The organism is Sinorhizobium alkalisoli (genome assembly GCF_008932245.1).
GTDB classification, from domain to species: Bacteria; Pseudomonadota; Alphaproteobacteria; order Rhizobiales; family Rhizobiaceae; genus Sinorhizobium; species Sinorhizobium alkalisoli.
In genome coordinates this window covers 2,674,361-2,687,810 of the sequence record NZ_CP034909.1, presented here as the reverse complement: position 1 = coordinate 2,687,810, position 13,450 = coordinate 2,674,361, and the positions used below count along the sequence as shown (strand labels likewise).

Annotated in this window: 11 protein-coding genes; all 11 read left to right on the top strand. The window is 62.1% G+C overall.

Going from position 1 to position 13,450, the window contains the following annotated elements; translation table 11 throughout:
* Positions 1–313: 313 nt before the first annotated feature.
* On the top strand, positions 314–1,033 hold the full coding sequence (gene tolQ, locus EKH55_RS13090) for a protein TolQ (protein ID WP_069459310.1): 720 nt from the start codon (positions 314–316) through the stop codon (positions 1,031–1,033).
* A gap of 24 nt (positions 1,034–1,057) precedes the next feature.
* On the top strand, positions 1,058–1,510 hold the full coding sequence (tolR, locus tag EKH55_RS13085) for a protein TolR (protein WP_069459193.1): 453 nt from the start codon (positions 1,058–1,060) through the stop codon (positions 1,508–1,510).
* A gap of 9 nt (positions 1,511–1,519) precedes the next feature.
* A complete protein-coding gene (locus tag EKH55_RS13080; RefSeq protein WP_069459194.1) occupies positions 1,520–2,590 on the top strand; it encodes a cell envelope integrity TolA family protein in 1,071 nt (356 codons plus the stop codon).
* Positions 2,591–2,672: 82 nt separating this feature from the next.
* Entirely contained in the window at positions 2,673–3,980 is a 1,308-nt protein-coding gene (gene tolB / locus EKH55_RS13075; protein ID WP_069459195.1) for a Tol-Pal system beta propeller repeat protein TolB, read from the top strand.
* 241 nt (positions 3,981–4,221) lie between these two features.
* Positions 4,222–4,752, top strand: coding sequence for a peptidoglycan-associated lipoprotein Pal (pal, locus tag EKH55_RS13070; RefSeq protein ID WP_069459196.1), 531 nt, complete (start codon positions 4,222–4,224; stop codon positions 4,750–4,752).
* 191 nt (positions 4,753–4,943) lie between these two features.
* Entirely contained in the window at positions 4,944–5,948 is a 1,005-nt protein-coding gene (gene ybgF, locus EKH55_RS13065; protein WP_069459197.1) for a tol-pal system protein YbgF, read from the top strand.
* Positions 5,949–5,958: 10 nt separating this feature from the next.
* The gene (tilS, locus tag EKH55_RS13060) at positions 5,959–7,284 is read left to right on the top strand and encodes a tRNA lysidine(34) synthetase TilS (protein ID WP_069459198.1); all 1,326 of its coding nucleotides are present in this window, start codon (positions 5,959–5,961) and stop codon (positions 7,282–7,284) included.
* Between the two features lie 116 nt (positions 7,285–7,400).
* On the top strand, positions 7,401–9,338 hold the full coding sequence (gene ftsH / locus EKH55_RS13055) for an ATP-dependent zinc metalloprotease FtsH (protein ID WP_069459199.1): 1,938 nt from the start codon (positions 7,401–7,403) through the stop codon (positions 9,336–9,338).
* Positions 9,339–9,827: 489 nt separating this feature from the next.
* Positions 9,828–11,180 carry a phosphoglucosamine mutase gene (gene glmM, locus EKH55_RS13050; protein WP_069459200.1) on the top strand — a complete coding sequence of 451 codons (1,353 nt, stop codon included), beginning with the start codon at positions 9,828–9,830 and terminating at the stop codon, positions 11,178–11,180.
* A 384-nt stretch (positions 11,181–11,564) separates the two neighbouring features.
* The gene (locus tag EKH55_RS13045) at positions 11,565–12,329 is read left to right on the top strand and encodes an outer membrane protein (protein WP_069459201.1); all 765 of its coding nucleotides are present in this window, start codon (positions 11,565–11,567) and stop codon (positions 12,327–12,329) included.
* A gap of 246 nt (positions 12,330–12,575) precedes the next feature.
* Positions 12,576–13,406 carry an outer membrane protein gene (locus EKH55_RS13040; RefSeq protein WP_106407864.1) on the top strand — a complete coding sequence of 277 codons (831 nt, stop codon included), beginning with the start codon at positions 12,576–12,578 and terminating at the stop codon, positions 13,404–13,406.
* Positions 13,407–13,450 lie beyond the last annotated feature (44 nt).

Genomic DNA, 13,450 nt, shown 5'->3' with positions numbered 1-13,450 from the left:
CTGGCGGTTCCCGAGTTTGTCTCGACGGCCTGAAAAACATGGAACCGAAACGTTCAAAGGGCGGCGAGGTTCCGCTTGTGGTGGCGTCCGGTAATACTCCTTTAACTATAACGGTGTCTTAATCTGTGTATCAGGATTTGTGCACTGCACGTCATCCTTTGACCAAAATTGACGGCAAGAAGGCAGGCTAAAGCAAAAGATCGCAGTGCCGCGATGGGTGGCAATGCCGGGGCATACTTGCAAAAGACCTTTGGGCAACCCGGTCACGAGCATGAACCGCTCTGCCGGGTATTTGGATTCGGGGACTGAATCGATGGAACAGGTAGGATTGGCCGCGACGAGCGATGTGACCCTCTGGTCGTTGTTCATGCAGGCGGGCCTTGTCGTGAAGCTGGTCATGCTGGGGCTGATCGGAGCCTCGGTCTGGACCTGGGCGATCGTCGTCGACAAGTCCCTGAAGTACGGACGCGTACGGCGCCAGCTCGACAATTTCGAGCAGGTTTTCTGGTCCGGCCAGTCGCTGGAGGAGCTATACCGCACGCTGTCCGACCGGAATACCACAGGGATGGGCGCGATCTTCGTCTCGGCGATGCGCGAATGGAAGAAGAGCTTCGAGCGCGGCGCCCGTTCGCCCATCGGTCTGCAGATGCGCATCGACCGTGCCATGGACGTGACGCTCGCGCGTGAATCCGAGACGCTCGAGGCGCGGCTCGGCTCTCTCGCCACGATCGGTTCGGCTGCGCCCTTCATCGGCCTCTTCGGCACCGTGATTGGTATCATGACCTCGTTTCAGGCGATCGCCGGCTCGAAGTCGACCAACCTCGCCGTCGTGGCGCCCGGCATCGCCGAGGCGCTGCTGGCGACCGCAATCGGCCTGCTCGCCGCCATTCCGGCCGTTATCGCCTACAACAAATTCACCGCCGATTCCGGCAAGCTGACGGCGCGCATGGAAGCTTTCGCCGACGAGTTCTCCGCCATCCTGTCGCGGCAGATCGACGAGAAGCTGCAGCCTTCGCGCCAGGCTGCGCAGTAATCCCCGGGCACGGAGACCAGGCTTATGGGTATGGCAGTTGGTGGAGCCAGGGGTTCGGGCGGCGGACGCCGCCGGCGCAGCGGCAGGAGGGCTACGATCAGCGAGATCAACGTCACGCCGCTTGTCGACGTGATGCTGGTGCTCTTGATCATCTTCATGGTGGCGGCGCCTATGATGACGGTCGGCGTGCCGATCGACCTGCCCGAAACGCAGGCGAAGGCCATGAACGCGGACACCCAGCCAATTACCGTTTCGGTCAATCCGGCCGGCGAGATCTTTCTGCAGGAGACGCCGATCGGCATCGACGAGGTCGTGCCGAAGCTCGAGGCGATCGCCACTACCGGCTACAACGAGCGCATCTACGTGCGCGGCGACACCAATGCCGACTACGGCACGGTGATGAAGGTCATGGCGCGCATCTCGGCCGCCGGCTTCAAGAATCTCGGGCTCGTAACGCTCCAAGAACAGGAAAAGTGATCTCCGGTCATGAAGGGCAGTCTTGCTACATCTGCTGTCCTCCACGCCCTGGTCCTGACCTGGGCGCTGGTGTCGCTCGGCAGCCCGGCCGAATTCGAGGTTGCGGATGTCGAGGCGCTGCCGGTCGACATCATACCGGTCGAATCGATCACCCAGATCCAACAGGGCGACAAAAAGGCGCCGGCCAAGGAAAAGGCCTCCCCGGTTCCGACCAAGAAGCCGACGCCAGTCGAAAATGCCGAAAATGTCGGCGACAACGACATCGATCTGAAGGCGCCGCCGAAGCCGGACGCCAAGCCGGTTGAGAAGGAAACGGCAGCCGCTCCGGAAAAAACGGAGAAGGCCCCGCCGACTCCCGACCCGGTGATGGAGGAGATCAAAAAGGTCGAAGAAACGAAGCCCGCCTCCGAACCGGCAACGGAAGTCGCGGCCCTGCCGACGCCGAAGCAGGAGGTGAAGCCGGAAACGATCCCCGAAGCGATACCCGCCGAAGAGAAGCCGGCCGAAAATCCCGAGGCCGAGGCTCTGCCCGACAAGGTGCCGACGCCGATGGCGAAGCCGAAGGTCGAACAGCCGGCGCAGACGGCCAAGACGCCCGAGCGCAAGAAGGAAGAGGCGAAGAAGGAACAGAAGAAGGCGACCTCGCAGAAGGAGAGCGACTTCAATGCCGACGAGATTGCGGCACTGCTGAACAAGCAGGAGTCTTCCGGCGGCGGCGCCAAGCGCTCGACCGAGGAAGCGGCTCTGGGCGGCAAGAAGACCACCTCCGGTGAAAAGCTTTCGCAGAGCGAGATCGACGCCCTGCGCGGGCAGATCCAGAACAATTGGTCGATCATCCCCGGTATGGCCGACGCTTCAGACGTGCGCATCAAGGTCACGATGCGGCTCGACCGGGACGGCAGCCTGATCGGCGAGCCCGAGGTCGAAGCCACAGGCGGTTCCGACTCGGCGCGCCGGGCGCTGATGGGCGGTGCGCGTCGCGCGATTCTCAAGTCCGCGCCGTTTCAGGGGCTGCCTGCCGACAAATACGATTCGTGGAGCGAGGTCGTCGTCAATTTCGACCCGAGCTCAATGCTCTAGACCGGCTGGGAACGGGATGCGGGGCGGGAAACCGCGCGCAATATCTCCGACCCGCCAGAAAGACGAAAGGCTGAAAGGCTTTATGGAAATGCTGAGCAACTTTTTCCGCCTTCTGATGGTGCTGTTCGCGGCCTGTGGGCTTCTTGCCTCGCCGGCGAACGCGCTCGTCGAGATCAACATCAACAAGGGCAATGTCGAGCCGCTGCCGATCGCCGTGACCGATTTCCTGCAGGGTGAACTCGGCAAGAAAATATCCGACGTGATTGCTGCCGACCTGAAGCGCTCCGGTCTCTTTGCGCCGGTCGACAGGGGTGCCTTCATCGAGAAGATTTCCAATCCCGATGCCGCCCCGCGCTTCGAGGACTGGAAGGTGATCAACGCCCAGGCGCTCGTCATCGGTCGCGTCACCCAGGAAGGCGACGGCCGGCTGAAGGCGGAGTTCCGCCTGTGGGATACATTCGCCGGGCAGCAAATGCTGGGCCAACAGTTCTATACCCAGCCGGAAAACTGGCGCCGCGTCGCGCATATCATTGCCGATGCGATCTATGAGCGGATCACCGGCGAGAAGGGCTATTTCGATACCCGCATCGTCTATGTCGCCGAGAGCGGACCGAAGAATGCGCGCAAGCGCCAGCTCGCGATCATGGACCAGGACGGCGCCAATGCCCGGGCGCTGACCAACACGAACGACATCGTGCTGACGCCGCGCTTCTCGCCGAACCGGCAGGAAATCACCTACATGTCGTTCGAGAACCAGCAGCCGCGCGTCTATCTGCTGCAGCTCGAAACCGGACAGCGCGAGGTCGTCGGCAACTTTCCCGGCATGACCTTCGCGCCGCGCTTCTCGCCGGACGGGCAGCGGGTGATCATGAGTCTGCAGCAGGACGGCAACGCCAATATCTACACCATGGACCTGCGCTCGCGCACGACGACGCGGCTGACCAACACCGCCGCGATCGACACGTCGCCGTCCTATTCGCCGGACGGAAGCCGGATCGTCTTCGAGAGCGACCGCGGCGGAAAGCAGCAGCTTTACGTTATGGGGGCAGACGGCTCCGGCCAGACGCGCATCTCCTTCGGAGACGGCTCCTATTCCACGCCGGTCTGGTCTCCGCGCGGCGACCTCATCGCCTTCACGAAGCAGTCGGGCGGCAAGTTCTCGATCGGCGTGATGAAGCCGGACGGTTCGGGTGAGCGCATTCTGACCACGGGCTTCCACAACGAGGGCCCGACCTGGGCGCCGAACGGCCGTGTGCTGATGTTCTTCCGCCAGAATGCCGGCGCCGGCGGTCCGCAGCTCTATTCGATCGATCTCACGGGCTATAACGAGCAGCTGATCCAGACCCAGGGCTTCGCCTCCGATCCGGCCTGGTCGCCGCTGATGGAATAGAACGCCGATTTCGATCTAGCCCGCCCCAGATATTAAGGGGCGGGATATCCACAGCAAGGGCGTGAAATGTGGCCCATTTGCCGCTTTCTCGCCGCAAAGTACTGGTGTAGCGGCCTTCCCACACCGATTTCCGTTTTGTTAACCATATCCGTTGAAGAGCAATTAACCGCTCCCGGTTACAGTCTGGCAACCGTGAATTCAGACACCTCTCTTATGACGCTTCTCAAGGAGACCCGGCCCCATGAGCCGAATTGACACCCCGGCCGCAAGCCGCCTGCAGACCTTTGCCCGCAATCCGGTCATGATCGCCCTCGTGATGACGCTTGCCCTTGCCGGCTGCGCTTCGAAGAAGAACTTGCCGAACGATGCCGCCGGTCTCGGCCTCGGCGCCGGCGCGGCAACGCCGGGTTCGCAGCAGGACTTCACGGTCAATGTCGGCGACCGCATCTTCTTCGATACGGATTCGAGCTCGATCCGCGCCGATGCTCAGGCAACGCTCGACCGCCAGGCGCAATGGCTGGCGAGATATCCGAACTACGCAATCACCGTTGAGGGCCATGCTGACGAGCGCGGCACCCGCGAATACAACCTGGCGCTTGGCGCCCGCCGCGCTGCCGCGACCCGCGACTATCTCGTCAGCCGCGGTGTTCCCGCCAACCGCATGCGCACGATCTCCTACGGCAAGGAAAAGCCGGTGGCCGTCTGCGACGATATTTCCTGCTGGTCGCAGAACCGCCGCGCCGTTACCGTTCTCGGTGGTGCCGGAAGCTGATCTTCAGCTCCCGTGAAATGCCAAATTGAGGGGCGGCCGAGTGCCGCCCTTTGCTTTTTTACCACACTTTGGCCGAACTCCGTTGCTTTTTCACGGCAATTGGAAAAATGTGCGGCGCTCACCTCAGGGAATCGGCGAATGTATTGTGGCGCCATGGGGTGGGACGATCGGATTCGAACAGGACAAATAATATGAAGAAATTTGTCGTGGCAGGACTCGTTGGACTGACGGCCCTTACGAGCCTCGGCCCAATCGCGAATGCCATGCCGCTCTCCGGGCTCTTTGCCCGTATAACCGAAGCCGGAAAAGATGACCTGCCGGTGGTGAAAGTGCAGTCGGCCGACGCCGGTCGGATCGGCCAGCTCGAGGAACAGATCCGCTCGCTCAACGGGCGTATCGAGGAAATGAGCTTCCAACTCCTGCAGATGCAGGAACAGATCCGGAAGTTCCAGGAGGACAACGAGTTCCGTTTCCAGGATCTCGAAAGCGGCAGGTCCTCCGGCAAGAAAAGCGGCGCGCTTGATACGCCGAAGATGAACGACCAGGCATCCGTCACCCCCGAGGTGACGGAGAGCCCGGAACCGACCGCGTCGGCCGATGACGACATGGCTGCGGCAGTTCCAGGCGCTGCGCCGCCGCCGACGACGCTCGGCCAGATCATTTTCGACGAGAACGGCAATCCGGTCTCGGCCACCACGGATATCGAGCCGGGCGCAAACGCCACTCTGCCGGGTGTCGATACGGGCATGGCCGACCAGGGTACGGCCGGTATCGACGGCAATGCGGCAGCGGGCCAGCAGACGGCCGCGCTCGGCAATGCGGGCGATCTCTATCAATCCGCCTACGGCCATGTGCTTTCCGGCGATTACGGCTTGGCCGAGCAGGAGTTTCGCCAATACCTCGAGGCTTTTCCCGAGGGGGAAAAGGCGGCGGACGCCAGCTTCTGGATGGGTGAAGCGCAATATTCGCAGGGCAACTTCAGCGATGCGGCGAAGACCTTCCTGAACGCGCACCAGACCTACGGCAAATCGCCCAAGGCACCCGAAATGCTGTTGAAGCTCGGCATGTCGCTCGGGGCTCTCGACAACAAGGAAACGGCTTGCGCGACATTGCGCGAGGTGAACAAGCGCTATCCCCAGGCATCGGCCGCCGTTAAGGCGAAGGTGACCAGCGAGCAGAGCCGCTTCGGCTGCTGAGGCCCGTTTGATGCCCAACGCCGTCCTCGATGCGGCCAGACGTCTTCTCTCATCCTTCGTCAAACCCGGCCGGATACTCGTCGCCGTCTCCGGTGGCAGCGATTCCATGGGCCTGCTCTTCGCCCTGCATTCGGCGATCGCGGAAGAGAAGGGCGGCTTCTCCCTTGCCGCCTGTACCGTCGATCACGCGCTACGGTCCGGGTCTGCTGTTGAAGCCGAAGCGGTCGGCAGGTTCTGCGCCGAGCTCGATATCCCCCATAGAGTTCTTCGCTGGGAGGGCGACAAACCCCAGACCGGCATTCAGGCGGCAGCGCGCAACAAGCGTTACGAACTGCTTGCCGTAGCGGCCAACGCGTTTGACGCCGATTGCATCGCCACCGGCCATACGGCCGACGATCAGTGCGAGACGATCGCCATGCGCGGCGCGCGCCACCCTGTCGAAGGGGAAACGGGCGAGGGCCAGGGAGCCGCAGGCATGGCGGCAACAATGCTGTACGCCCGGCAAATTTGGGTCTTGCGGCCGTTCCTAGGCATTCGCCGCGCCGAAATCCGCACCTACCTCGAGAGGAGGGGCATCGGGTGGTCCGATGATCCGAGCAACGTCAATCCTCAATTCGAGCGGGCCCGCCTGCGCGCGGATGTGGATAGGTCGAATTGCGCGTCGTCGCCCGTTTGGAGTGGGGCGCAACGGGCCGCCTCCTCGGCAAGGGCGGCGGCGCTGATCGAGGAACGAGTAAAGGTCCACGAGGCACTCGTTGCCGAGATTGCGGCATCCAGTGCGGTGAAGATGGACAACCCGGATTGGCGCCGCGGCCTGATGTCGGTTGCCGCAGTCCTCGGGGGGCGCGGCCACCTTCCGGCGCGCGCGACGATCAAGAGGCTTTCGGATTTTCTGCGATCGGACCGTCCAGGTCGCATGACCGCCGGGCGGGTGGTCTTCGACCGGCGTCGCAGCGGCCTCTATCTCTACCGAGAACCGCGCAACCTTCCGGTCCTCGGCATCGGACCCGGGGGCAGGGGCCTTTGGGATGGGCGCTTCAGCATTGCGAGCCTGGGACCCGCCCTGACGGTGAGCGCCGGCGTGGATGGAGCCGCGCTCCAGCAGAGGCTTATTGACGCAGGACTGCCGAAGGGGGTTGCGAGAAGGGCTTCGGAGGTGGCACCTCGCATCGTGTCTGCGGAGCCCGAAAGTTCAGGGCGCGAGGCGGCGGTGATCGAGTGCCGTATCGGGCTTTATGACACCTTTTTGCCCGGTTTCGACAGGATCATGGCTGACGCCGTTGCCGTGCTTTTCGGACGGGAACGCTATCCCGCTCCGCCGGTTCACGATGTTTGACGGAAAAGGAAGGGTAGCCAGCGGTTTGCCTTGGCAAGGCAGCGCAGGAACCTTATGTTAAGGAACAAGAGTGCGGTCCGGCAAACGCCAGGCTGCGGCAGGTTCCGGGGAGTTCGATGAACCCTAATTTTCGAAATTTTGCCCTCTGGGCAATCATAGCGCTTCTCCTGATAGCGCTATTCAGTATGTTCCAGCAGCCGACCGAGCGCACGGGTTCGCGTGAAATTCCCTTCTCGCAGTTCCTGAAGGACGTCGATGCCAACCGCGTCAAGGAAGTGGTGATCACCGGTTCCAAGGTGATCGGCAGCTACACCGAGAGCGGCTCGACCTTCCAGACCTATGCGCCTGCGGTAGATACCGCGCTCACCGAGCGGCTGGAAGCGAAGGACGTGACGGTGACGGTGCGTCCGGAAGCCGACGGCTCCTCCGGCTTCCTGAGCTATATCGGCACGCTGCTGCCGATGCTTTTGATCCTCGGCGTCTGGCTGTTCTTCATGCGCCAGATGCAAGGCGGCTCGCGCGGCGCCATGGGGTTCGGCAAGTCGAAGGCCAAGCTTTTGACAGAGGCGCATGGCCGGGTGACCTTCGACGATGTCGCCGGCGTTGATGAAGCCAAGCAGGACCTCGAGGAAATCGTCGAATTCCTGCGTGACCCGCAAAAGTTCCAGCGGCTCGGCGGCCGTATCCCGCGCGGCGTGCTGCTCGTCGGTCCGCCCGGAACCGGCAAGACGCTGCTTGCCCGCTCTGTCGCTGGTGAGGCGAATGTTCCCTTCTTCACCATCTCCGGTTCGGATTTCGTCGAGATGTTCGTCGGCGTCGGTGCGTCGCGCGTCCGCGACATGTTCGAGCAGGCGAAGAAGAACGCCCCCTGCATCATCTTCATCGACGAGATCGACGCGGTTGGTCGTCACCGCGGCGCAGGTCTCGGCGGCGGCAACGACGAGCGTGAGCAGACGCTGAACCAGTTGCTGGTCGAAATGGATGGCTTCGAGGCGAATGAGGGGATCATCCTGATCGCCGCGACCAACCGTCCAGACGTGCTCGACCCCGCGCTCCTGCGCCCAGGCCGGTTCGACCGGCAGGTCGTCGTGCCGAACCCGGACATCAACGGCCGCGAGCGTATCCTCAAGGTGCATGTCCGCAACGTGCCGCTCGCACCGAATGTCGATCTCAAGGTGCTTGCCCGCGGCACGCCCGGCTTCTCCGGCGCCGATCTCATGAACCTCGTCAACGAGGCGGCCCTGATGGCGGCGCGGCGAAACAAGCGTCTCGTCACCATGCAGGAGTTCGAGGACGCCAAGGACAAGATCATGATGGGTGCGGAGCGCCGCTCCTCCGCCATGACCGAGGCCGAGAAGAAGCTGACCGCCTATCACGAGGCCGGCCACGCGATCGTCGCGCTCAACGTCCCCTCGGCGGATCCGCTGCACAAGGCGACGATCATCCCGCGGGGCCGCGCACTCGGCATGGTGATGCAATTGCCCGAGGGCGACCGCTACTCGATGAGCTACACGTGGATGATCTCGCGGCTTGCCATCATGATGGGCGGACGCGTCGCCGAGGAGCTGACCTTCGGCAAGGAGAATATCACCTCCGGCGCCTCGTCCGATATCGAGCAGGCGACCAAGCTCGCCCGCGCGATGGTCACGCAATGGGGCTTCTCCGACCAGCTCGGCCAGGTCTCCTATGGCGAGAACCAGCAGGAGGTCTTCCTCGGCCATTCCGTGGCGCAACAGAAGAATGTCTCCGAAGCGACCGCGCAGAAGATTGACAACGAGATTCGCCGTCTGATCGATGACGCTTATGAAGAGGCGCGTCGTATCCTGACGGAAAAGAACCACGAGTTCGTTGCACTCGCGGAAGGGCTGCTCGAATACGAAACATTGACCGGCGACGAGATCAAAGCCCTGATCCGTGGCGAGAAGCCGGCCCGCGATCTCGGCGACGACACGCCGCCGCATCGCGGATCGGCGGTGCCTTCGGCCGGCACGAAAAAGGAAGTCGGCACCAAGGGCGAGGAGCCCGAAGGCGGCTTCGAGCCGCAACCGCAATAGAAGCTTCATCTGGACCGCCGTCATAGGCCGCTGCTCCGGAAGGGGCGGCGGCCTTTTCTATAGATCGGCGCCCAAGTCCGCTGCACGGCTATCGGCACCAATGCAGTACGCCGCCGTGCGCCTTTCAGACGCGCACGCTACTGCATGTCTCCTTTAGTCGACCTCGATTAAAGGACAAAGACATGCAGTAAATTCAAAATGCTACAGCGACCTTTGCGCGTCTTATAAGACGCGCGGCGCTGTAGAAGTCGAGCTCGATTTACGGAGACATGCGGTAGGTAACGCGCTGTAATGATTTCTGATGATAGGTTTGCTGCCGTTCATCGCGCTTTTGTGGCAAAGATGGCACAACAGCGGCCGCACGTCTTGTCAGACGCGCAAAGGAGACACGCAGTGGCGAGTTCGCGGAAGATGAAAACCGTCCGTGGAACAGGCAAGAACACACGGACGGTAGATGGGGGTCCGGCGAAGCGGGACAATGGAGTACAGATGAAGCGCAAATATTTCGGCACCGACGGCATTCGCGGGCAATCCAATATCTTTCCGATGACGGCGGATCTCGCGATGCGAGTCGGTGTTGCCGTCGGCACCATCTTTCGCAATGGCGCCCACCGCCATCGCGTGGTGATCGGCAAGGATACCCGCCTTTCGGGCTACATGCTTGAAAACGCGATGGTCGCCGGATTCACGGCAGCCGGTCTCGATGTCTTCCTGCTCGGGCCGATCCCGACGCCCGGGGTGGCGATGCTGACGCGGTCCCTGCGCGCCGATATCGGCGTGATGATCTCCGCCTCGCACAATCCCTTCCGCGATAATGGCATTAAGCTCTTCGGGCCCGACGGCTACAAGCTTTCCGACGAGATCGAGGAAAAGATCGAGGAACTGCTCGATCAGGACATGACCGCTCAACTGGCGAAGCCCGAGGACATCGGCCGCGCAAAGCGTGTCGACGGCGACATTTACCGCTACATCGAACAGGCGAAGCGGACGCTGCCGCGCGATGTCACGCTGCAAGGCTTGCGGATCGCCATAGACTGCGCCAATGGCGCCGCCTACAAGGTCGCGCCATCTGCGCTTTGGGAACTCGGCGCCGAGGTGGTGACGATCGGAACGGAGCCGAACGGCGTCAATATCAATCTCGAATGCGGCTCGACCCATCCGACAGCCCTGCAGAAGAAGGTGCACGAAGTCCGCGCGGATATCGGCATTGCGCTGGATGGCGATGCCGACCGGGTGGTGATCGTCGACGAGACCGGAACGGTTATCGACGGCGACCAGTTGATGGCGGTGATCGCCGACAGTTGGGCCACAGACGGCATGCTGCAGGGTGGCGGCATCGCTGCGACCGTCATGTCGAATCTTGGCCTCGAGCGGTATTTGAAGTCGCGCGGGTTGAAGCTCCATCGCACCAAGGTCGGCGACCGCTATGTCGTCGAGCAGATGCGCCAGGACGGGCTGAATGTCGGCGGAGAGCAGTCCGGACATATCGTGCTCTCCGATTTCGGCACGACCGGTGACGGGCTGGTGGCCGCGCTGCAGGTGCTAGCGGTTGTCAAGCGGCAGGGTAAGTCCGTGAGCGAGGTTTGCCAGCGTTTCGAACCGGTGCCTCAGGTGCTGAAGAACGTACGTATCTCGGCAGGCAAGCCGCTGGAGGACGAGACGGTGCGCCAGGCAATCGCCGACGCTGAAGCGGAGCTCGCGAAGAGCGGCCGTCTCCTGATCCGCCCCTCCGGCACCGAGCCGCTGATCCGCGTGATGGCCGAAGGCGACGATCGCGGGAAGGTCGAGCGGATTGTCGACGAACTGGTCAATGTTATCGGCAGCGTTCGCAGCGCCGCTTGACCTGCGGCTCTCTCGTGCGGCTTCCGCACCTCTACTTCTAATGGATTCCTTGGGCGGTGCCAGGCAATGGACCGCTCGATTTCCATCTCGCCTCACGAAAATTCCAGGAGCGGGCGTGCGGCGTCCGCGCTAAATGCCTGAACTGTAGGATTTTACGTCACAGGCAGGGCGTTCCACGGAATCTATATCCAAGGGCCGGCATCGATTGCAGGTCCCTTCTTGTCGCATGGAAAGCTTGGTGCCTAGCATCGGTATCTGTTAAAAAACACAGTAAATTTCTATGCTTAATCTGAAATTAACTGGTGCATGCGAATTCTATGCAACCGAAGTTGCATGACCGCTCCGGCGAGACGCCGTGGGCCTAGAATTCTCGCGGAGCATGTTATGAACAAGTCCTTGATTGCGATCATCGCCGCATTGTTGAGCGGCACACCCGCAGTGGCGGCTGATCTCTATATCGAGGATCCCGGCGACCCGCCGGTGGTGCTGTCCGGCGGATGGTATCTGCGCGGCCATCTCGGCATGAGCAATCAGCGGCTCGGTCACCTCGAGAACGGCGCGTTCGACGACGTCGCCGTGCACCAATTCCTCGATAGCGGCAGCTTCGACAGCGCGCCGCTGGGGGGGCTGGGTATCGGCTATCAGTTCAACGATTGGCTGCGCCTCGACGGCATTGTCGAATACCGCGGCAAGGCCGACTTCGCTGCCCTCGACCGGTATGATGAGGATGGCGACGGCGTATGGGACGGCACCAACGACTATGACGGCGCCAAGTCCGAATGGCTGCTGATGGCGAACGTCTATGTGGACATTGGCGACTGGAATGGCATCAAGCCCTATGTCGGCGCCGGCATCGGTGCGTCGCGCAACACAATTTCGAATTTCCGCGATATCAACGTACCGAACCTGGGCGTTGCCTCCGCGAGCAGCGATCCGACCTGGAACTTTGCCTGGGCGCTGCATGCCGGGGTCGCCTATCAGGCGACCGATCGCTTGGCCGTCGATTTCGGCTACAGCTATGTGGATCTCGGCAATGCGCGAACCAGCACCATCCGCAGCTATGACGGGAACTTCTCGTCGCCCCCGATGCACTTCGAGGACATCACCTCGCACGATTTCAAGCTCGGCATGCGCTACTCGCTGCAATAGAGCATTTTGCAGTCAGGCGGAATCGCCTGACGTCGCACAAATGCGGCAGAAAACAAACAGATAGAGCAGCGCAGACGCTTCAAAGTCGCCGCACTTCGGAAGGGTCGCAGACGCGGCCCTTTTTGCTAAATGCCGCAGTTAATAAACATGGTTAACTCACGGTTAACTTGTCCCGTCCAATAGTTAACGCCAACGGTCATGCCGGCATATCCGCTGGCGTTCGACGATGGGTGAAGAGGCGGGACTATGGATTGGCGGAACGGGATTTGCGGCATCGCTCTGGGTGCCGGCCTGCTGCTTTCCGGCACGGCAGAAGCTGCCGACGAGGACCTGCTCGACGCGCCGGAGATCACTATCTCGCCCGAAGGAAACGATGGCGACCGCCTCTACCTGCGCGGCGACATTGGCTATGCGCCGTGGAGCGGGGAGGGTGATCCCTACTACCGAACCTTCGATGGAGCCGGTTACGAGACGGTTCCCTTTGACAACACCCGCTTCGGCAGGCCGGTGTCAGGCACGATCGGCCTCGGTTATCAGTTTACGGACATCTTCCGCGCCGATGTCACGGCTGAATATTTCGAGGGCCGTTTCGATGGCGCCTCGCTTAGGGCCACGCCTTGTGCCGGGGAGGGGGCCGGAACCTCCTGCGCCCTTTCCCACAGCGCCAATTTTTCGGCACTCGGGCTGATGGCGAATGGCTATGTCGATCTCGCAACGCTTGCGGGGTTCACGCCCTATGTCGGTGCAGGCCTGGGCGCGACCCATATCGACTGGAAGACGGCGCACGAAAGCTCGACCTGTATCGCGGGCCTAGGCATGTGCGCCGGTTCGGAGGGCGGAGCCTCTTATCAAGGGCGCGACGGCTGGCGTTTCGCCTATGCGCTGATGGCTGGCGTCTCCTATGACGTCACCGATCGCCTGAAATTGGATATGGGCTACCGCTTCTCGTACATTGCCGGCGGCGACATGTTCGACTTTGGGGAAGAAGGCTTTGCCGGTGCAAGCGGCGCCAAGGGCCATGACGATGGCCTTGCGCGGCACGAATTCCGCGTCGGGCTGCGTCTCGCATTCTGGTGAGTCGCGGATCGACCGCCTCGTGCAGCGATTTTCTCGAAGCGCCA